Annotated in this window: 15 protein-coding genes; 11 read left to right on the forward strand and 4 right to left on the reverse strand. The window is 68.3% G+C overall.

Annotated features, from left to right (window positions below; all coding sequences use genetic code 11):
• The first annotated feature begins 6 nt into the window (after positions 1-6).
• The 5 genes from BO1_RS08625 (at position 7) to BO1_RS08645 (ending at position 4,851) form a co-directional block, all read left to right on the forward strand.
• Complete coding sequence (locus BO1_RS08625) at positions 7-807, forward strand: FAD binding domain-containing protein (protein ID WP_028217222.1); 801 nt, start codon at positions 7-9, stop codon at positions 805-807.
• Positions 808-1,020: 213 nt separating this feature from the next.
• Positions 1,021-1,908 (forward strand): AAA family ATPase, encoded by an 888-nt coding sequence (locus BO1_RS08630; RefSeq protein ID WP_028217223.1) that lies wholly within the window; start codon positions 1,021-1,023, stop codon positions 1,906-1,908.
• A gap of 107 nt (positions 1,909-2,015) precedes the next feature.
• Positions 2,016-3,290: a vWA domain-containing protein gene (locus tag BO1_RS50185; RefSeq protein ID WP_084687827.1), complete on the forward strand. Its 1,275-nt coding sequence runs from the start codon at positions 2,016-2,018 to the stop codon at positions 3,288-3,290.
• Complete coding sequence (locus BO1_RS08640; protein ID WP_028217224.1) at positions 3,281-3,856, forward strand: CoxG family protein; 576 nt, start codon at positions 3,281-3,283, stop codon at positions 3,854-3,856. Before BO1_RS50185 ends, BO1_RS08640 begins: the two co-directional genes overlap by 10 nt.
• A complete protein-coding gene (locus BO1_RS08645; RefSeq protein ID WP_028217225.1) occupies positions 3,829-4,851 on the forward strand; it encodes an XdhC family protein in 1,023 nt (340 codons plus the stop codon). Before BO1_RS08640 ends, BO1_RS08645 begins: the two co-directional genes overlap by 28 nt.
• Before the next feature lie 72 nt (positions 4,852-4,923).
• On the opposite strand, the gene BO1_RS08650 is transcribed toward BO1_RS08645, so the two are convergent.
• On the reverse strand, positions 4,924-5,610 hold the full coding sequence (locus tag BO1_RS08650; RefSeq protein WP_043284210.1) for a PepSY-associated TM helix domain-containing protein: 687 nt from the start codon (positions 5,608-5,610) through the stop codon (positions 4,924-4,926).
• A 418-nt stretch (positions 5,611-6,028) separates the two neighbouring features.
• Between BO1_RS08650 and BO1_RS50190 the strand changes: the two genes are divergently transcribed.
• Positions 6,029-8,011, forward strand: a complete 1,983-nt coding sequence (locus BO1_RS50190; protein ID WP_063744671.1) for a DUF3857 domain-containing transglutaminase family protein — start codon at positions 6,029-6,031, stop codon at positions 8,009-8,011.
• 49 nt (positions 8,012-8,060) lie between these two features.
• Here the strand turns inward: BO1_RS50190 and BO1_RS08660 are convergent, their stop codons facing one another.
• Together BO1_RS08660 and BO1_RS08665 are read right to left on the reverse strand one after the other, a co-directional pair.
• Positions 8,061-9,128: a serine/threonine protein kinase gene (locus BO1_RS08660; protein ID WP_028217227.1), complete on the reverse strand. Its 1,068-nt coding sequence runs from the start codon at positions 9,126-9,128 to the stop codon at positions 8,061-8,063.
• Between the two features lie 81 nt (positions 9,129-9,209).
• Positions 9,210-9,422: a hypothetical protein gene (locus BO1_RS08665; protein ID WP_028217228.1), complete on the reverse strand. Its 213-nt coding sequence runs from the start codon at positions 9,420-9,422 to the stop codon at positions 9,210-9,212.
• A 428-nt stretch (positions 9,423-9,850) separates the two neighbouring features.
• Here BO1_RS08665 and BO1_RS08670 point away from each other — a divergent pair, with 428 nt between their 5' ends.
• The 5 genes from BO1_RS08670 to BO1_RS08690 all read left to right on the forward strand — a co-directional run bounded on the left by BO1_RS08670 (position 9,851) and on the right by BO1_RS08690 (position 17,990).
• Positions 9,851-13,033, forward strand: a complete 3,183-nt coding sequence (locus tag BO1_RS08670; RefSeq protein WP_028217229.1) for an efflux RND transporter permease subunit — start codon at positions 9,851-9,853, stop codon at positions 13,031-13,033.
• Positions 13,034-13,069: 36 nt separating this feature from the next.
• Positions 13,070-14,443 (forward strand): efflux RND transporter periplasmic adaptor subunit, encoded by a 1,374-nt coding sequence (locus BO1_RS50195; RefSeq protein WP_043284173.1) that lies wholly within the window; start codon positions 13,070-13,072, stop codon positions 14,441-14,443.
• Between the two features lie 11 nt (positions 14,444-14,454).
• The gene (locus tag BO1_RS08680; RefSeq protein WP_043284174.1) at positions 14,455-15,978 is read left to right on the forward strand and encodes an efflux transporter outer membrane subunit; all 1,524 of its coding nucleotides are present in this window, start codon (positions 14,455-14,457) and stop codon (positions 15,976-15,978) included.
• A gap of 122 nt (positions 15,979-16,100) precedes the next feature.
• The gene (locus tag BO1_RS08685; RefSeq protein WP_028217231.1) at positions 16,101-17,369 is read left to right on the forward strand and encodes an MFS transporter; all 1,269 of its coding nucleotides are present in this window, start codon (positions 16,101-16,103) and stop codon (positions 17,367-17,369) included.
• Between the two features lie 435 nt (positions 17,370-17,804).
• The gene (locus BO1_RS08690) at positions 17,805-17,990 is read left to right on the forward strand and encodes a hypothetical protein (protein ID WP_028217232.1); all 186 of its coding nucleotides are present in this window, start codon (positions 17,805-17,807) and stop codon (positions 17,988-17,990) included.
• A gap of 98 nt (positions 17,991-18,088) precedes the next feature.
• On the opposite strand, the gene BO1_RS50200 is transcribed toward BO1_RS08690, so the two are convergent.
• The gene (locus BO1_RS50200) at positions 18,089-19,114 is read right to left on the reverse strand and encodes a fatty acid desaturase family protein (protein WP_052409399.1); all 1,026 of its coding nucleotides are present in this window, start codon (positions 19,112-19,114) and stop codon (positions 18,089-18,091) included.
• Positions 19,115-19,223 lie beyond the last annotated feature (109 nt).

A 19,223-nucleotide genomic window follows, 5' to 3' on the forward strand; every position in this document is an offset into this window, starting at 1 on the left:
CGCACCATGTATGCATTCGACTACCAGCGCGCCAGTGACGCGCAAGGCGCAGTGAAGACGCTCGGCGCCGACCCCGACGCCAAATTCCTCGCGGGCGGCCAGAGTCTGCTCGCGGCGATGAAGCTGCGGCTCGCCCAGCCATCGACGCTCGTGGACGTCACGCGCATTCCCGAGCTCAAGACCGTGCAGGTGGACGGCAAGGTCGTGAAGATCGGCGCCGCGGTCTGCCACGCCGACGTGGCGGCGAACGCGCAGATCCAGGCCACGTTGCCGGCGCTCGCGCAGCTGGCCGCCGGCATCGGCGACCGCCAGGTGCGCGCGCTCGGCACGCTGGGCGGCTCGCTCGCCAACGATGACCCCGCCGCCGACTACCCGGCCGCCGTGCTCGGCCTGGGCGCCACGGTCGTGACAGACCGCCGGCGCATTGCCGCGGACGACTTCTTCCTCGGCATGTACGAGACCGCGCTCGAACCCGACGAGCTGATCGTCGCGGTCGAGTTTCCCGTGCCGCAGCGCGCCGCTTACGAGAAGTTCGACAACCCGGCCTCGCATTTTGCGTTGACGGGGGTGTTCGTCGCGCGGTTCGCGGATGGCTCCGTGCGCGTGGCGGTCACCGGGGCGGCGCCTTCGGTGTTCCGGGCGACGGCACTCGAAGACGCGCTCAAGGCGAGCTTCACGCCCGCCGCGGCGCGCGCGGTGAGCATCGCGCCGGACGAGCTCAACACCGACCTGCACGCGAGCGCGGCATACCGCGCGCACCTGATCCCGGTGCTGGCGGCGCGGGCGGTGACGAACGCGCTCGGCTAGATTCGCTGCTCACGGCCGCTCGCGCCGCGCCCACAGCATCACGCGCGGCGCGAGCGGCCGACTGCGTATTGCCGCTGTATTGCCGCCGCGCAAGCGCTTTTTGCCAGCGCCGTTTGGCTGCGGTACGCGCCGGTGTTTTTCGTCACCGCTTTTCGTCAGCGTTTTTCATCCGCCCTTCTTGCCAGCATTTCTAGCCCTACTTTCAGGCCCGCCATGCTCCCCGCCACGATCGACGACACGCTCTCGCAGCTCGAAGCGCAAGGCTATTTCGCGAGCCGCGAACTGGCCACAGCGCTGTTTCTCGCGCTCAAGATGGAGCGCCCGCTCTTTCTCGAAGGCGAGCCGGGCGTGGGCAAGACCGAGCTGGCGAAGGCGGCCGCCGCGCTCGCCGGCACCACGCTGCTGCGCCTGCAGTGCTACGAGGGGCTCGACACGGCCAGCGCGCTCTACGAGTGGGACTATCCGCGCCAGATCATGGCGCTGCGACTGGCCGAAGCCGCGGGCGAGAAGCCGCGCGGCGACACGCTCTATCGCGACGAATTCCTGCTCAAGCGCCCACTGCTGCAGGCGCTGCAACCGGACCCGCATCATCCCGGCGCGCGCCGCGTGCTGCTGATCGACGAGATCGACCGCGCCGACGAGCCGTTCGAAGCCTTCCTGCTCGAGCTTCTTTCGGACTTCCAGGTGTCGATTCCCGAGTACGGCACGGTGCGGGCGAGCGTGCCGCCGCTCGTCGTGATCACCTCGAACCGCACGCGCGAGGTCCACGACGCGCTCAAGCGGCGCTGCCTCTATCAATGGCTCGGCTACCCCGAGCGCGCGCGCGAGCTTGCCATCGTTGCGGCGCGCGCGCCCGAGACCGGCGCCGAGCTGCAGCGCCGCGCCGTGGCGTTCGTGCATCAATTGCGCACGATGGATCTGTTCAAGGCGCCCGGCATCGCCGAGACGATCGACTGGTGCCGCGCGCTCGCGGCGCTCTCGGTCACCGAGCTCGACCCGCAGTCGGTGCAGGACACGCTCGGCGTGCTGCTCAAGTATCAGGACGATCTCGCGCAGCTCGACCCGCAGCGGATCGCACAGACGCTCGCGCTCGCGGAGTGACGCCGATGCCACACGCGCCGAACCGCCCACACGAAACGCAGCGAGCGCAGGAAGCGCCACCGTCGCACGCCCGGTGCGACGCACTGGAAGCGCCCGCCCTGCCACCCATGTTCGCGCGCAACGTCGTGCATTTTGTGCGCGTCCTGCGCGGCGCCGGTTTGCCGATGTCGAGCGCGCGCGCCGTGGATGCGCTCGAAGCGCTGAGCTTCATCGACCTCACGCGCCGCGACGACGTGCGCGCGGCACTGGCCGCCTTGCTCACCGCTGCGCCCGACGAGCGCGAGCTCTTTAACGCCGCATTCGAGCTGTTCTGGCGCGATCCCGATTGGGAGGGCAAGCTGCGTGCGCTGCTCCTGCCGAAAGTCCAGGGCGCCCTGCCGCCGCCGCGCCGCAACAATCGCCTCGCCGATGCGCTCGCGGCACGCCAGGCCTCCCGCGCAGGCACGCAGCCGCCGCCCGCGCACGAAGAGCACGAGCTGCGCGCGCATGCGAGCTTCAGCGCCGAAGAGCGCCTGCGCCATCGCGACTTCGACACGCTTTCCGCCGACGAATGGCGCACGCTGCGCCACCTGATCCGCGCGCGGCGCCTGCCGCTCGCGACCGAGCGCACGCGGCGCCTGAAGGCGTCGTCGCACGGCACGCACGCCGATTTGCGCGCGAGCGCGCGCCATGCCGTGCGCGCGGGCGGCGACTGGACCGTCTGGAAGTACCGCGCGTGCGTCGAGCGCAAGGTGCCGCTCGTGCTGCTGCTCGACATCTCCGGGTCGATGAGCAGCTATTCGCGCGCCGTGCTCTACTTCTGTCATGCGCTGCTGCAATCGCGCGAGCGCCTGCAGGTGTTCCTGTTCGGCACGCGCCTCACGCACGCCACGCGCGCGCTGCGCGAACGCGACCCCGATGTCGCGCTCGCCCAGCTCGCCACGCTGGTGGCGGACTGGTCGGGCGGCACGCGCATCGGCGAGACGCTCGCGCAGTTCAACCGGCGCTGGGCGCGCCGCGTGCTCGGCGGCCGGGCCACCGTGCTGATGGTCACCGACGGCCTCGATCACGACCCGGGCAGCGCACTCGCCGAGGAAATGGCGCGCCTGCACCGCTTCGCGCATCGCGTGGTGTGGCTCAATCCGCTGTTGCGCTACCGCGGTTTCGAGGCGAAGGCACGCGGCGTGCAGGCGATGCTGCCGCACGTCGATGCGCATTACCCCGTTCACAACCTGGAGAGCCTGGAAGCGTTCGGCCGCAGCCTGCGGGATGCATCGCCCGAGCGTTCCCGCCCGTATTCGGGGCTTTTGTCGACGCAAGCGGCCAAACCCTCTCCAACGGCGCAGGGACCAAAGCAGAGACCAATGCAGGGCTCAATACAAGGAGCGACACGATGGAGCTGACCGAAAGCCACACGCTGCCGGTGCCGCAGCAGCGCGCGTGGGAAGCCCTCAACGACACGGCGATACTGAAGGCGTGCATTCCGGGCTGCGAGAGCATCGATGCCGACGGCGAGAACGCGTATGCTGTCGCCCTTACCGCCGCTGTCGGGCCCGTGAAGGCGCGCTTTAAGGGCCGCATGCAGCTCGCCGACATCGACGCGCCGCGCAGCTACACGATCCAGTTCGAGGGCCAGGGCGGCGCGGCTGGCTTCGGCAAGGGCGATGCGCGCGTGACGCTCGAACCCGCGGGCGAGGACGCCACCACGCTCAGCTACACGGCCAGTGCCCAGGTGGGCGGCAAGCTCGCGCAGATCGGCTCGCGGCTCGTGGACGGCGCGGCCCGCAAGATCGCCGCCGAATTCTTCAAGCGCTTCACCGAGCAGCTTGGAGGCGGCGCCGGCGAAGCAGACGCCGAAGCGCAGCAAGAGACATCCGAAACACAAGCCGCCAGCGACGCCGAAGGCGCCGGCGGCGACGAACCGCAAAAGAGGAAACGATCATGGACAGCGTGGATCTCGAAGTCCTGAAATCCAGCGTTCGCTGGCTCGAGGAAGGCCACCGCGCCCTGCTGGTGACGGTGGTGAAGACGTGGGGCTCGTCGCCGCGTCCGGAGGGCGCGATGCTGGTCGTGCGCGACGACGGCCTCGTAGTGGGCTCGGTCTCGGGCGGCTGCATCGAAGACGACCTGATCGACCGCGTGCGCCGCGAAGGCATCGGCATCGTCAAGCCCGAGGCCGTGAAATACGGCATCACGGCGGAAGAGGCGCATCGCTTCGGACTGCCCTGCGGCGGCACCATCCAGCTCGTGCTGGAGCCGCTCACCGAGGCTTCGGGCATCCCCGCGCTGCTCGAAGCGGTCGAGCGCGGCGAGCTGGTCGCGCGCACGCTCGACATCGCCAGCGGCAAGGCTTTGCTCGGCCCCGCCAGCGCCACCGACGGCGTGGACTTCGACGACACGCGCCTGCTCACGATCCACGGTCCGCGCTACCGCATGCTCGTGATCGGCGCGGGACAGCTCTCGCACTACCTGTGCCAGATCGCCGTGGGGCTCGACTACCAGGTGACGGTGTGCGACCCGCGCGAGGAATACACCGACACGTGGGACGTGCCCGGCACCACGCTCGTGCGCACCATGCCCGACGACACCGTGCTCGACATGCGGCTCGACGAGCGCTGCGCCGTGATCGCGCTCACGCACGACCCGAAGCTCGACGACCTCGCGCTCATGGAGGCGCTCAAGACGCGTTCGTTCTATGTGGGCGCGCTCGGCTCGCGGCGCAACAACGCGGCGCGGCGCGAGCGGCTCAAGGAGTTCGATCTGAGCGAGGCGGAGCTCGCGCGGCTGCACGGGCCGGTGGGCATCTATATCGGCAGCCGCACGCCGCCCGAGATCGCCGTGTCGATCCTGGCCGAAGTCACGGCCGCGAAGAACGGCGTCTCGCTGCCCACCCTGCTTCAGGTCGAAGGCGCCAAGGCCGCGCGCGAACAGGCCGCGGGCGTCGGGTCGAGCTGCGACGTCTGAAGGTGCTGGACGGGTTCTGAGGGTTTCCGGAGGCCTCGGCGCAGCCGGCGAGACGCTACGCGTCTTTCCGCGCTAGAGCAACCCGAGCGCAAACGCCGCCGCCACCGAGCCCGCCACGAGCACCACGCCCGTGGTTCGGCGCCGGTTGAGCTCGGTCCACAGCAGCACACCGGTCAGCGAAAGCAGGATGAGGCTGCCCGCGATGGTGTCCATGAGCAGCACCCAGCCGATGCCCATGCCCACGCCGCGATGGAGATTGTTCAGCGTCGCGAGGAATGGGCTCTGCGTGCGACGCACGGCGACCGTGCTATTGCCCACCCAATACTCCACGGCGACGCTCTGGCGCGGCCCCATCAACGCGAACTGCCAGGATTCGGGCTGCACGACGCTGCGCTCACCCCACGCCACCGGATGCGCGCGCTCGCGGCGGATCTTGCCCGGCTTGCCGTCGAACGCCAGCTCGCGCTGGAGCCACTGCGCGAGCGCCTCGGGCGAGGCCGGACGCTCGGCGGGCAGCGCGAGCTGCATCTGCGTGACCTGGGGCGTGCCCGTGGAGATCTGCAGCGGCCCCGCGCGATGATTGAGCAAGAAGCCCGTCACGCCGAACAGGAGCCCCAGCACCGCGCCCCACAGCCCCACCCAGCCATGCACCTTGCGCAGCCACTTGATGAAGGTCGCGCGGCGCGAGCGCTGGCGCCGCGCGGCGAGATCGTCCGCGTCGAGGGGGCGGCCGGTGCGGCGCCATGGATCGAAGCGCACGCCATCGCCAACTTCGGTGCTCGGGGATTCGATCAGGGGCTCGTCAAGACGGGCGTTCAAGGCACGACTCCAGGCACACGGCGCGCAAGCGTCGGGCGGGCCCTCCCGGGCCGCGCCGACACGCGCCAATTCGAACGGAGATGAGCGCCGCGCAGCCTGCGTCAGCCTCACCTTACAAATGAGAATGGTTATTATTACATACATGAAAGGCAGCGCGCAGCCTATTCGGCGCATTGGGCAACAGCACGGAGAAACCCGCCCGGAGCCGCGGCGCAAGCGTGTGCCAGAGGCCATCCGCACGGTTATGTGAGGGCCCCCCTTGACAAGGGAAAGGCCTGACTTTTAATTGAAGGATTGCGCCGATATTCGCAGCGAGAGCCGTCCCCAAAAACCGCAGCGCCGCTCACGGAACGCCGCCATGCGTCACGTCCTCGTTCTTTGCATCGCAATCCTCGGCCCGGCCTTCGGCGCGCATGCGGCGGGGATGCCCGCACCCATCGAGACCGCCGAGGTCACGGCCGGCAACGCCGCCGACCAGGCGCCGTACACCAACGAGTCGGAGACGCAGACGTTCACCGTCAACGCGGACGGTTCCTATACCAAACTCGACGCGCTCACATTGCGCATCAACACCGAAGCGGGGATCGAGCGCGCGGGCCAGTACTACATCTGGTTCAACCGCGGCATGGCGCATGTGGACGTCCTCGAGGCGTGGACCGACGATGCCCAGGGCCAGCGCCACGACGTGCAGCCCGAGCAGATTCGCGACGTGCAGGAAGTGCGCTCCTTCGATGCCCCGATGTTCCAGGATGTGCAGGACAAGGTCATCGTGTTCCCGGCCGTCGAACCCGGCGCGCGCGTGCATCTCACGTGGCGCAAGACCCAGCGCGTGCCGCTCGTGCCGGGCTGGTTCAGCGACTTCACGCCGCCCGACATGGCGCCGACGCACAATTTCCGCGTGATCTACGACCTGCCCGCAAAGGTCCCGCTCTACGCCGACGCGCGCGGCTTCACCGTGCTCAAGCCCGTTACGGCGAACGGCCGCACGCGCTATGAATACCGCTACGACAAGGCGAATTTCGCGCGCCTCGAATATGGTTCGGTTTCCTATGTAAGTTACGGAGACCGGCTGATGGTCTCGACCTTCCCCGACTACGCGGCATTCGCGAAGGTCTACCGCGAAGCAGCCGCCGACTCGAGCGCGCGCGACGCGGCCATCGTGCAGCTCGCGCAGACGCTCACCGCACACGACGCAACGCCGCGCGCGCAGGCGCAAACGCTTTATGACTGGGTCCGCCGCAATATCCGCTACGTGGCGGTCAATGTCGGACGCGGCGAGATCGTGCCGCACCGTGTGACCGAGGTGCTCGCGAACCGCTACGGCGACTGCAAGGACCACGTCGCGCTCTATGGCGCGCTGCTCGACGCCGTGGGCGTGCGCAACGTGCCCGCGCTCGTGAACAGCGGCACGATCTACACGCTGCCTTCGGTGCCGGGCTTCGGCGTGATCAATCACGTCATCACCTGGCTGCCCGACTTGCAGCTCTTCGCGGACTCCACGGCGAACAACGTCGAGTTCGGCTATCTGCCCTCGACCGACATGGACCGCGACACCGTGCTCGCCGGCGACGGTACGCTCATGCGCACGCCCGCCACCGAAATGACCGCGCGCGACAGCGATCTCGACATCACCGTCGCCCCCGACGGCTCGGCGCGCTTCATCTATCGTCTGCAGTCCGAAGGCTGGGCCGCGGAGCAGACGCGCAGCGTGCTGCGCCTGCAAACGCCGGCGCAGCGCGAGGAATCGCTGCAATGGGAGCTGCGCAATGCGAACCTGCGCGGCAACGCCCTGCTCGCGTCGAGCCCGCTCGACGCCACCTCGGGGCCGCTCGTGGTGACGCTCACGGGCACGCTCGACGGCTTCGTCGACCCGGAGATGACGACGCCCGTGCCCACGCTCACGAGCCTCGTGGGCGGGCTCGACGCAAATCTGCGCTACTGGCTGGGCGAGCCACGCCGCACGCAGCCGTTCGTCTGCCGCAACGTGGCCGTGACCGAGCGCACGCGCATCCAGTTGCCGCCGGGCTTGCGCGTGCTCGACATGCCTTCGCCGCAGCGCGCCGGGAATGCGCTGCTCGACTACAGCTCGCAGTACACACTCGATACGGACGCAAACGTGCTGCGCGTGACGCGCACGGGCCGCACGCATTTTGCGAGCGACGTCTGCACGCCCGCCGATTTCACGCAGATGCGCCCCACCTTCGAGACCATGGCGCGCGACCTGCGCGCGCCGCTGATCGTCAAGCCCGTTGCGAAACCGGCCCCAGGTGCGACGGAGCAACCGGGCAGCGCCCACGAGCTCGACGAACCGCTGGCATCGGCGCCGCGCACGGCGCCGTGATGTTTCCCGCGCACCACACCAATGGTGCGGCCTATGAATAGCGCGCCGATCAAACGGGCCAGAGCGGCCCTTCCTGCATCGCGCCAATCTGCTCGCGCAATTCGAGAATGCGCTCTTCCCAATAGCGCTGCGTGTTGAACCACGGGAACGCCGCCGGGAACGCAGGATCGTTCCAGCGCCGCGCGAGCCACGCCGAGTAGTGAATGAGCCGCAGCGTGCGCAGCGCTTCAATCAAATGCAGCTCGCGCGGATCGAATTCGCAGAAGTCCTCATAGCCCGCGAGCAGATCGGCGAGCGCACGCGAGGCGTCCGCGCGGTCGCCCGGCAGCAGCAGCCACAAATCCTGGATAGCGGGACCCATGCGGCTATCGTCGAAGTCGACGAAGTGCGGGCCCGCATCGGTCCAGAGCACGTTGCTCGGGTGGCAGTCGCCGTGCAGGCGCAGCTTGCGCACGTCGCCGGCACGCTCGAACGCCGCTTCCACGCCTTGCAGCGCGAGCGAGACGGCGGCCTGCCAGGCCTCGCGCACGTCGGCGGGCACGAAGCCGTGTTCGAGCAGGTAGGCGCGCGGCTCGTAGCCATAGCTCTCGATGTCGATCGACGGGCGGGCCTGGTACGGCGCGGTTGCGCCCACCGCATGGATGCGGCCGATGAAGCGCCCGATCCATTCGAGCGTGTCGCTACGGTCGAGCTCGGGCGCCCGGCCGCCGCGCCGCTCGAAGAGCGCGAAGCGATAGCCTTCGTGCTCGTGCAGCGTGCGGCCTTCCAGGACGAGCGCGGGCACGGCGGGAATCTCGCGCGCGGCGAGCTCGGTCACGAACGCGTGCTCCTCGAGTATGGCCTCGTTGCTCCAGCGCTCGGGACGATAGAACTTCGCGACGAGAGGCGCCTCGTCCTCTACGCCGATCTGGTAGACGCGGTTTTCGTAACTGTTGAGCGCGAGCATGCGGCCGTCGGTGCGGCGGCCGGTGGGCATCAGAACGCCGTCGACGGCGTCGAGCACGCATTCGGGTGTGAGGCGTGCGTAAGGTGCGCTCGGGCTGGTGTCCGGCGGATCGCCGCTGCCAGGCGTGGGCGCGGACGGCTCGCCCGATGCAAGTGTGGTTGGATCGTTCATCCCCGCATTGTGCATCGTGCGGGCCGCGGCGGCGAGTTCAGGGCGAACTCGCCACCTGTTCAGGCCAGATTCAGGGCGCGTTCAATGCAGGTTCGCGCCGGCGGGCAGGACGTGCTCGCCCGTGTCTATCAGGTCGACCAGAAAAAAGGGTTCGGTATTGAGTTGCCTGGACGCGCCAGGCTCGCCGACGTACCAGGTGACCATGGCCATGTCGCCGAGAATGCGCATCACGATGCCGCGCGCGCCATGAGGCACGGCGATATGTACGGTGCGGACGATAGAACCGACTTGCATGATGTTTCCCCGTTCCCATTCCAGTGCCGGCTTCCCCGCAGGAAAAAACCAGTCAATGTGCTGACAAAAAACCGGTGCGCATGCGATGTTGCGCACACATCCAACCTGCTCCGGCGAGTCGCTGCCTCGCTTCACAGCCTCTTCTCCGATGCCCGCTGGCGCGCTTCGGACCCAACCGGTTTACGCATTCTTGCCACATTTCGGCAGCTTGCGCAAAGCAAAAAATAGGGGGGCATCTCTCATGCCCCCGTCAACCAGCGAAATCCTGACTGTAGCAGATGGTCAACACCCCCCCTGCCGCACGCTTGTGGAGCGCCATCGGCAAAAGTACCCTGACTATTGCGTGCAGGCGCTATAGTCCCAGCGGAGCAAGGCAAGCGGCAGAAGCCCGAAACCCAGGCAGCACAAGCGAAGGAATCTTCCCGTTCATGTGGATCGTCCGGCTCGCACTCAAGCGCCCCTACACCTTTGTCGTGCTGGCGCTCCTGCTCCTGATCGTCGGCCCGCTGACGATTCAGCGCACGCCCACGGACATCTTCCCGAACATCGACATTCCCGTGCTCTCGGTCATCTGGACCTACACGGGCCTGCCTGCCGACGAGATGTCGCAACGCATCGCCATCAACTACGAGCGCGGGCTTTCGGTGGCCGTCAACGACATCGAGCACACCGAGTCCACCTCGCTGAACGGCGTGACGGTCGTGAAGATCTTCTTCCAGCCGCATGCCAACGTGCAGGAGGCGCTCGCCGAAGTCACGGCGCTCTCGCAGGCGCAACTGCGCTCGCTGCCGCCCGCCATCAATCCGCCGTTCATCCTGCGCTACAACGCCTCGACGGTGCCGATCCTGCGCCTGTCGCTCTCCTCGCCGCAGCTCACCGAGCAGGAGCTGTTCGACTACGGCAACAACTTCCTCAAGACGCAGCTCGCCACGGTGCCGGGCGCCTCCGCGCCGCTGCCCTATGGGGGCAAGCAACGGCAGATCATGGTCGACATCGACCAGCGCGCGCTGCAGCAGCACAACCTCTCGCCGATGGACGTGGTGGACGCCATCGGCGCGCAGAACCTCATCCTGCCCTCGGGCACGGCGAAGATCGGCGCGGCCGAGTATTCGGTGCTGATGAATGCAAGTCCCGACACCATAGCCGGCTTGAACGACATTCCCGTGAAAACCACGGCGGCGGGCACGATCTATATCCGCGATGTGGCGCACGTGCGCGACGGCTTCATTCCGCAGACGAATATCGTGCGTGTGAACGGTCAGCGCGCCTCGCTCCTCACGATCAACAAGAGCGGCAATACCTCCACGCTCGAGATCGTCGACCGCATCAAGGAGATGATGCCGACGCTGCGCAATCTCGTGCCTTCGTCGATGAACATCGACCCGGTCGCGGACCAGTCATTGTTCGTGCGCGCCGCGGTGCAGGGCGTGCTGCGCGAGGCGCTGATCGCCGCCGCGCTCACGGCCCTCATGATCCTGCTCTTTCTCGGCAACTGGCGCGCGACGCTCATCATCGCCGTCTCCATTCCGCTCTCGATGATCACCTCGATCATCGCGCTCGCGGCGCTGGGCGAGACCATCAACATCATGACGCTCGGCGGCCTCGCGCTCGCCGTCGGCATACTCGTTGATGACGCAACGGTCGCCATCGAGAACATCAGCCAGCAGCTCGAGCAGGGCAAGACGCTCGAGCAGGCGATTCTCGATGGCGCGCATCAGATCGCCATTCCCACGCTCGTCTCCACGCTCTCCATCTGCATCGTGTTCGTGCCGATGTTCCTGCTCACGGGCGTGGCGCACTACCTCTTCATTCCGCTCGCCGAAGCCGTGGTGTTCGCGATGCTCGCGTCTTACTTCTTCTCGCGCACGCTCGTGCCCACGCTCGCGAAGTATCTGCTGCGCCATCACCACAAGCCCGCCGACCTCCATCACATGCACGCGGGCACGCGCAATCCGTTCATGCGCATTCACCTCGCGTTCGAGCGCGGCTTCGAGCGCACGCGCGTGCGCTATCGCGCGTTTCTCGCGGCGCGCGTGGCGCATCCGGTGTGGTTCGTGACGGCGTTTCTCGCCTGCTGCGTCGCCTCGCTGCTATTGCTGCCGTTTCTCGGCCGCGACTTCTTTCCGCAAGTGGATGCTGGCACGATCGCGCTGCACCTGCGCGCGAAAACCGGCACGCGCGTGGAGGAGACCGCCGTCATCACGGACCGCATCGACAAGCGCATCCGCCAGCTGATTCCCGCGCACGAGCTGCATTCGATCATCGACAACATCGGCCTGCCGGTGTCGGGCATCAACCTCTCGTACAGCAACACCGGCACGATCGGCACCTCGGACTCCGACGTGCTGATCTCGCTGAACGAGGACCACCATCCCACGGCCGACTACGTGCGCCTGTTGCGCCGCACGCTCAACGACGAATTCCCGGGCGTGCAGTTCGCCTTCCTGCCCGCCGACATCGTGAGCCAGACGCTGAACTTCGGCATGCCCGCGCCCATCGACGTGCAGATCGTGGGCCGCGAGGTGGACGCCAACCGCGCCTTTGCGGCGCGCCTGCTCATGAAGCTGCGCGGCGTGCCGGGCTTGGCCGATGCGCGCATCCAGCAGCCCGCCGACCTGCCGCGCATCTTCATCGACGTGGACCGCACGCGCGCGCAGCAGGCGGGCTTCACGCAGAGGGACGTGGCGAGCGATCTGCTCATCACGCTCTCGGGCAGCCAGCAGACCACGCCCGCGTTCTGGCTCAATCCGATGAACGGCGTGAGCTACAACGTCATCACCGAAGCGCCGCAATACACGATCGATTCGCTGCAGTCGCTCGCCAACATTCCGCTCACCGCGAACGGGCGCAGCAATATCCTCGGCTCGCTCGCGAGCATGCGGCGCGTGGCCGGCGACGCGGTCGTCACGCACTACAACGCGCAAACCACCATCGACATCTACGCCAGTGCGGACGGCCGCGATCTCGGCGCGGTCTCCGACGACGTCGAGAAGATCATTCGCGACACGACGCCCGATTTGCCCAGGAGCTCGACGATCCTCCTGCGTGGGCAAGTCGAGACGATGAACAATTCGTTCTCCGGATTGTTTGGCGGCCTCGTATTCGCGATCGTGCTCGTGTACCTCCTGATCGTCGTGAACTTCCAGTCGTGGCTCGACCCGTTCATCATCATCACGGCGCTGCCCGGCGCCCTCGCGGGCATCGTCTGGATGCTGTTCCTCACGCACACCACACTCTCGATTCCCGCGCTCACGGGCGCCATCATGTGCATCGGCATTGCCACGGCGAACTCGATTCTCGTGATCAGCTTCGCGCGCGAGCAGTTGCGCGAGCATGGCGACGCGGCGCGCGCCGCCATCGAGGCGGGCTTCACGCGCTTTCGCCCGGTGCTGATGACGGCGCTCGCGATGGTGATCGGCATGGTGCCGATGGCCATCGGCCTTGGCGAAGGCGGCGAGCAGAACGCGCCGCTCGGGCGTGCCGTGATCGGCGGGCTCGCGGTGGGCACGCTCGCGACGCTGATCTTCGTGCCCGTGGTGTTCTCGCTCGTCTATCGCAAGCTCGGCGAGCACCGCCAGCGCGCCATCGAAAACGTAGTGCCCAAATCATGACGACGATTCTCCTTTCTCCTTCGATGCGGAGCCGCCATGCAGCCTGGCCACGCTGACGCGCCGCCGCCTTCGCCACAACCGCACCCGCCGGGGGATCCGCACGACGGCCACGATCGCCACGATGGGCGCAAGAAGCGCCGCTGGCCGCTCGTGCTCGCGGCGCTCGTGGTGATCGCGCTCGCCGCGCAGGGCATCTGGTCGCGTCACAACGCGCACGCCGCGCTCGAGCGGGAAGCTGTGCGCGCCAGCGCGCTGAGCGTGCAGGTCGTCACGCCGCAACGCTCCACGCGCGCGCTCGACCTCGTGCTGCCCGGCAACGTGCAGGCGTTTCTCGACACGCCCATCTACGCGCGCACCAACGGCTATCTGCGCAAGTGGTACGCCGATATCGGCGCGCATGTGAAGGCGGGCCAGCTGCTCGCCGAAATCGACGCGCCCGAAGTCGACGACCAGCTGCGCGCCGCGCGCGCCGATCTCGCGAACGCCGAAGCGAACTACGCGCTCGCGAAAACGACCGCCGACCGCTGGACGCAGATGCTCCAGACCCGCTCCGTCGCGAAACAGGACGCCGACGAGAAAGTGGGCGACATGCTCGCGAAGAAGGCGACGCTCGACGCGGCGCGCTTCAACGTCTCGCGGCTCTCGCAGTTGCAGTCGTACGAGAAGGTGATGGCGCCGTTCGATGGCATCGTCACGGCGCGCAACGTCGACGTGGGCGCGTTGATCGACGCGGGCAGCTCGGGCGGGCAGCAAAAGGAGCTGTTCCATGTCGCGCAGGCCGACCGCCTGCGCGTCTACGCGAACGTGCCGCAGGCGTACGCGCAGCAGATCCGTCCCAACCAGCACGCGTATCTCACGTTGAACGAGACGCAAGGCAAGCGCTACCCGGGCGTGGTCGCGCGCACCGCGGGTGCGGTCGATCCGCAGCAGCGCACGATGCTCGTGGAAGTGGACGTCGATAACCCCAACGGCGATCTGCTGCCCGGCGCCTATGCGCAGGTGCATTTCGCGCTGGATGGCAACGCCACGCCGCTCACGCTGCCGGGCAACGCGTTCCTGTTCCGTCCCGATGGCGTGAAGGTCGCGACCGTCGGCGCGGATGAGCGCGTGAGGCTCGTCGAGGTCACGCTCGGCACCGACTTCGGCACGCGCGTGGCGGTGGCCGCGGGTCTCAATGGCAACGAACGCGTGATCGTGAACCCGCAGGATTCGATCGTCGATGGGACGCCGGTGCGTATCGTCGGAAAGCCGGCGGGCGCGCACGATGCGGCGGGGTCCGCGGCAAATGCGGCCGCGCCTGCCTCGGCGGCCTCGCACGATGCGGCGGGCTCCGCTGTCGCGCCAGGCCCGGCGGTTGCGGCCTCGGGCGCGGCGGCGCGGGCCGCGTCGTCTGCCGCTACGGCGTCGTGAGGCACATCGCCATGAAGCGCGCCATCGGCTCGAACGGTTTTGCGCGGCACAGCATGCTGCGCCGCGTGGCGCTCTGCGTCGCCCTGAGCGCCGCGCTCGCGGGCTGCAAGGTCGGCCCCGACTACGTGCGCCCGCCGATCGGCATCGCCGCCACGTACAAGGAGTTCGAAGGCACCGGCTGGACGCCCGCGCAACCCGCCGACAGCGCACCGCGCGGCGCCTGGTGGTCGATCTATGGCGACGCGCAACTGGACGCGCTCGAAGCGCAGGTCGAGCGCGCGAACCAGAACGTGCAGGCCGCGCAGGCGCACTTTCGCGCCGCGCGCGCGAACGTCGCGCAGCAGCGCTCGAGCTTCTTCCCGACCGTGACGGCGGGCGGGGACTATTCGCGCGCGCGCACCTCGCAGAACATCGAGTTCAAGTCGACCGCGGGCGTCACGCTCAACGACTACCTCGTGGGCATCGACGCCAGTTGGGAACCCGACGTCTGGGGGCGCGTGTCACGCAGCGTCGAAAGCGCGAAGGCCAGCGCCCAGGCGAGCGCCGCCGACATGCAGGCCGTGCTGCTCTCGATGCAGGCCGAGCTCGCGACCGACTACTTCGAGCTGCGCGGCATCGACCGCGAGCGCCAGCTCCTCGACGACACGCTCGCCGCCTACCGCGAATCGCTCGCGCTCACGCAGCACCGCTACGACGGCGGCATCGCCACTGACGCCGACGTCGGCCAGGCGCAGACGCAATTGCAGACCACCGAAGCGCAGGCGATCGATCTAGGCGTGCAGCGCGCGCAGCTCGAACATGCGATCGCGATTCTCACGGGGCAATCGCCGTCCACCTTCGCGCTGCCCGTGCTGCCCGGCGCGCCGCTTGTCGCAGAGGCGCTCGTCGCGCCGCCCGGCGTGCCCTCGACGCTGCTGGAGCGCCGCCCGGACATTGCCGCCGCCGAGCGCCGCGTGGCCGCCGCGAATGCGCAAGTGGGCGTGGCGCAGGCGGCGTTCTTCCCGAGCCTGATGCTCGCGGTCACGGGCGGGCTGGAGGCGACCAACTACAGCCAATGGCTCGTCGCGCCCGCGCGCTTCTGGTCGCTCGGCCCCGCGCTTGCCGGCACGCTGCTCGACTTCGGCGGCCGCGCCGCCGTGCGCGACGAGGCGCGCGCGCAATACGACGAGAGCGTGGCCGACTATCGCGAGACCGTGCTCGACGCGTTCGGCCAGGTCGAGGACAACCTCGCGGCCCTGCGCGTGCTCGAACAGGAAGCCGTCGCGCAGGACCGCGCGGTGGACGCCGCGAAGCGCACGCTCGCGATTATCGAGAATCGCTACAAGAGCGGCGCGATCACGTACCTCGATGTGGTGGTCGCGCAAACCACGGCGCTCACCAACGAGCGCCAGGCCGTGAGCATCGCGCGCCGGCGCCTTGCGGCGAGCGTCGCGCTCGTGAAGGCGCTGGGCGGCGGCTGGAGCACGGCCGCGCTGCCCACCGACGACGCGCTCGTCCATCCGCCCCCCTCCGCGAGCGGCCGCGCAACGCCCTGAGCAGAGGGAGGCGCCGATGGCTTCGCACAGCTGAAGCCTTGCGCCTGCAAACCAGAACCGCACGGATCGTCCGAAAGGCGTATCGTTGCGCCTTTGATTTTTTTCCGCGAGGAGTTTTAGTCGTGACTGCATCACCGGGCGCCGGGCGCAACACCGCGGCGCCCAGCGCCTCATCCTCCGCCGCCTCATCGGCCGTTTCCTATATCGAGCGCGGCACGCCCGCCTTCTGGCACGCCAGCCTCGCGCTGCTGTTCGCGGGCTACGCCACGTTCTCGCTGCTCTATTGCGTGCAGCCGCTCTTGCCCGCGTTTTCGCAAACCTTCGGCGTGAGCCCCGCACAGAGCAGCCTCTCGCTCTCGTTCACCACGGCGGCGCTCGCCTGCGCCATCTTCGTGGCGGGCTTCGTCTCCGAAGGCTGGAGCCGGCGCGCCATGATGACCGCCTCGCTCACTGTCTCGTCGCTGCTCACGCTCGCGGTGGCGTTCGTGCCCCACTGGCACACGCTGCTCGTGCTGCGCACGCTTGAAGGCATCGCGCTCGGCGGCGTGCCCGCGGTCGCCATGGCCTGGCTCGCCGAAGAGATGCACCCCGAGGGCCTCGGCCTCTCGATGGGCCTCTACGTCGGCGGCACGGCCATCGGCGGCATGGCCGGGCGCGTGATCACCGGCATCTGCACCGATCTGCTCGGCTGGCGCGTGGCCGTGGCCGTGATCGGCGTGCTCGGGCTCGCCGCGATGTTCGCGTTCCGTGCGCTCCTGCCGACCTCGCGCCATTTCTCGCCCAAGAGCGGACTTGGCTTCGCGCATCACCGCGCGGCGCTCATGCGCCATTTCGCGCGGCCGGGCCTGCCCGTGCTGTTCGCGCTCGGCTTCGTGCTGATGGGCAGCTTCGTCACGCTCTACAACTACATCGGCTACCGGCTGATCGCGCCGCCCTACAACCTGAGCCAGGCCGCCATCGGCGCGATCTTTCTCGTCTATCTGACCGGCGTGGTCGCCTCGCCGTGGTCGGGCCGCATGGCCGACAAGTTCGGCCGCTCCCCCGTGCTGATCGCGGCGATCGTGCTGATGCTCGCGGGCGTCGTGCTCACGATGTTCGCTTCGCTCGGCATGATCGCGGCCGGTATCGGCTGCCTCACCATCGGCTTCTTCGCGGGGCACGCGGTGGCGAGCGGCTGGGTCGGCCGCCTCGCGCGTGAAGCGAAGGGTCAGGCCGCGGCGCTCTATCTGCTCGCGTACTACCTGGGCTCGAGCATCATGGGGTCGATCGGCGGACACTTCTGGGCCAGCTGGGGCTGGGGCGGCGTGGCCGGGCTCGTGGCGGCGCTGCTCGTGGCAGGGCTGGCCGGGGCGTGGATGCTGCGCGCGCGGGAGCAGGCCGGGGCGGCCTGAAGCTCGCTGTGTTGCGTTGCCGGGCGCTGTGATCCGGGCCGCCATCCGCGCCGGCATCTGTCCGGTGATCTGCGCCGGGGATTTGCGCGGTGATCTGATTCGGGCGCGCCTGGGGTCATGGCCCGTGCGCCACCAGGAGAAAGGTGTTCGTAACCTTTCCGGAAAACGAATATGTTGCGTGGCGCATCAGCCGCAGCTCCGCAAAGCCCCGCCAGACGGGGCGCTGCGCGCCGCAGCACACGCGTCACGGCGGCGCGGCGGCCCGCCTTATTCGTGAGCCTCTCCTATACTCGATTGAGGCCCGAAGTCGCAGCGGCGCGCAGCACGCAATAACGACATGCTCCACGCGCCGTGTCTTCGGAGGCCGAAATGACAGCCTCGAATGGACCTGAGTAAGTGCTGATGCCCTTACCCCGGTCGACAAAGGAGACGAGCATGGAAGGTTATTTCACGATCGGCGATTTCGTGATGATCATCCCGATGGCCCTCGCCGGCGCGCTCTTCCTCGGCGCGGTGCCGTGCGCGACCGAATTCAAGCACAACACGCTGCGGGTGATCGGCGCGCTGATCGGTGCGATGTGCGCGGTTGCGCTAGTGGAAACGCTGCCCGCGCTGATGTAGCGACATACGCCTCTATCCGCCATTCGTCCCTGTTCGTAGCCGCTCGTGCGTTATGCACCGGGCGGCGCTCCCGCGCATCGGTGCCGTTCGCGCGCATCTCAGTGCACGCTTGAACGCACCCCGACACCCGGCTGCAATCCCTTGAACTGCCGCAGCGCCGCATGCCAGTAGGGCGTGCGCGCGTGCCCGGACGAGGCCTCGTCGGCGCGCGCGAGCGCGGGCAGCGCCACCCACGGCAGCGTGGGATGCAGATGATGCTGCCGATGCAGATGATGGTTCATGAGCATCACGCCCATCCCGCGCGGCACGCGAAAGTCGCGCGCGCGGCCCGGTTCGTCGAGGGCCACGCCGTAGTGCGGCAGGTTATCGGCGAGCGAAAGCCACAGCCCGCGCAGATACATCGCGGCAACCAGCACCGGCCAGGCCTTCCCATAGAGCACAAAAGCGAGCCCATAAATCGCGAGCGTACAGAGCCCGTCGCGCCGAGCGCGACTGCGTCTCACGGGATCGGCGGCGTGGTTCGCGAATAGCCGCTGCACATGCTCCCCCTCGCCGCCATGCGCACCCACGCCGCGCTCGACCAGCACCCGTGCCATGCGCGCCGGCAGAAACGCCAGCAGCGGCACCAGCAACTCGGCCACGTAAAGCCCGCCCATCAGCCGCACGTACCAGGCGATCCGGCGCTGCCAGCGCGGGCCACGCGCATCGTCGACATCGGGGCGATCGAACGCCTCGCGCGTGAAGCGGTGATGCATCAGGTGTCCAAAACGCACGGCGTCGAACGGTATCGCCAGGCCGATCGCCAGCATGCGCGCAACAGCTTCGTTGGCGCGCCGCGAAGGGAGCAACTGCCCATGTATGCCCTCGTGGATCAAGCCCCAATGGATCGGCGTGGCCAGCACGACCGGCACGAGCGACGCGAGCAACGCAAACGACGGCCCACCCGCCGCACGCAGGAGCAACGGCAAGCCGAACAGTTGATACAAGAGCGCCAAACCGGCAACAGCGATGAGCGCAACGTTCGCGCCCACGTGGGGCGCGCGCTGCAATGCCTGCGCAACGGACTGCGGTACGGTTTCAGCAGGCCCGGCAGCAACGGGACGAACGGCGCTCGTGGACTCCATCGACATTCCTCGCGGCAAAGACTGCCGCGACGTTAGCAGCGCCGCGTGACAGGCCGAAGACGCGCGATAGCCGTGCCAATGCCGCGCCGAATGGCCGCCACAAGACGTG

It is taken from the genome of Paraburkholderia oxyphila NBRC 105797, from assembly GCF_000685075.1.
Lineage (GTDB): Bacteria > Pseudomonadota > Gammaproteobacteria > Burkholderiales > Burkholderiaceae > Paraburkholderia > Paraburkholderia oxyphila.

Coding starts and splice junctions, on each gene's coding strand:
- BO1_RS50185 (WP_084687827.1), top strand. CDS start 2,016: ATGTTCGCGCGCAACGTCGTGCATTTTGTGCGCGTCCTGCGCGGCGCC.
- BO1_RS08660 (WP_028217227.1), bottom strand. CDS start 9,128: ATGAACGATCCAACCACACTTGCATCGGGCGAGCCGTCCGCGCCCACG.
- BO1_RS50190 (WP_063744671.1), top strand. CDS start 6,029: ATGCGTCACGTCCTCGTTCTTTGCATCGCAATCCTCGGCCCGGCCTTC.
- BO1_RS08670 (WP_028217229.1), top strand. CDS start 9,851: ATGTGGATCGTCCGGCTCGCACTCAAGCGCCCCTACACCTTTGTCGTG.
- BO1_RS08640 (WP_028217224.1), top strand. CDS start 3,281: ATGGAGCTGACCGAAAGCCACACGCTGCCGGTGCCGCAGCAGCGCGCG.
- BO1_RS08690 (WP_028217232.1), top strand. CDS start 17,805: ATGGAAGGTTATTTCACGATCGGCGATTTCGTGATGATCATCCCGATG.
- BO1_RS08645 (WP_028217225.1), top strand. CDS start 3,829: ATGGACAGCGTGGATCTCGAAGTCCTGAAATCCAGCGTTCGCTGGCTC.
- BO1_RS50195 (WP_043284173.1), top strand. CDS start 13,070: ATGCAGCCTGGCCACGCTGACGCGCCGCCGCCTTCGCCACAACCGCAC.
- BO1_RS08665 (WP_028217228.1), bottom strand. CDS start 9,422: ATGCAAGTCGGTTCTATCGTCCGCACCGTACATATCGCCGTGCCTCAT.
- BO1_RS08625 (WP_028217222.1), top strand. CDS start 7: ATGTATGCATTCGACTACCAGCGCGCCAGTGACGCGCAAGGCGCAGTG.
- BO1_RS50200 (WP_052409399.1), bottom strand. CDS start 19,114: ATGGAGTCCACGAGCGCCGTTCGTCCCGTTGCTGCCGGGCCTGCTGAA.
- BO1_RS08630 (WP_028217223.1), top strand. CDS start 1,021: ATGCTCCCCGCCACGATCGACGACACGCTCTCGCAGCTCGAAGCGCAA.
- BO1_RS08680 (WP_043284174.1), top strand. CDS start 14,455: ATGAAGCGCGCCATCGGCTCGAACGGTTTTGCGCGGCACAGCATGCTG.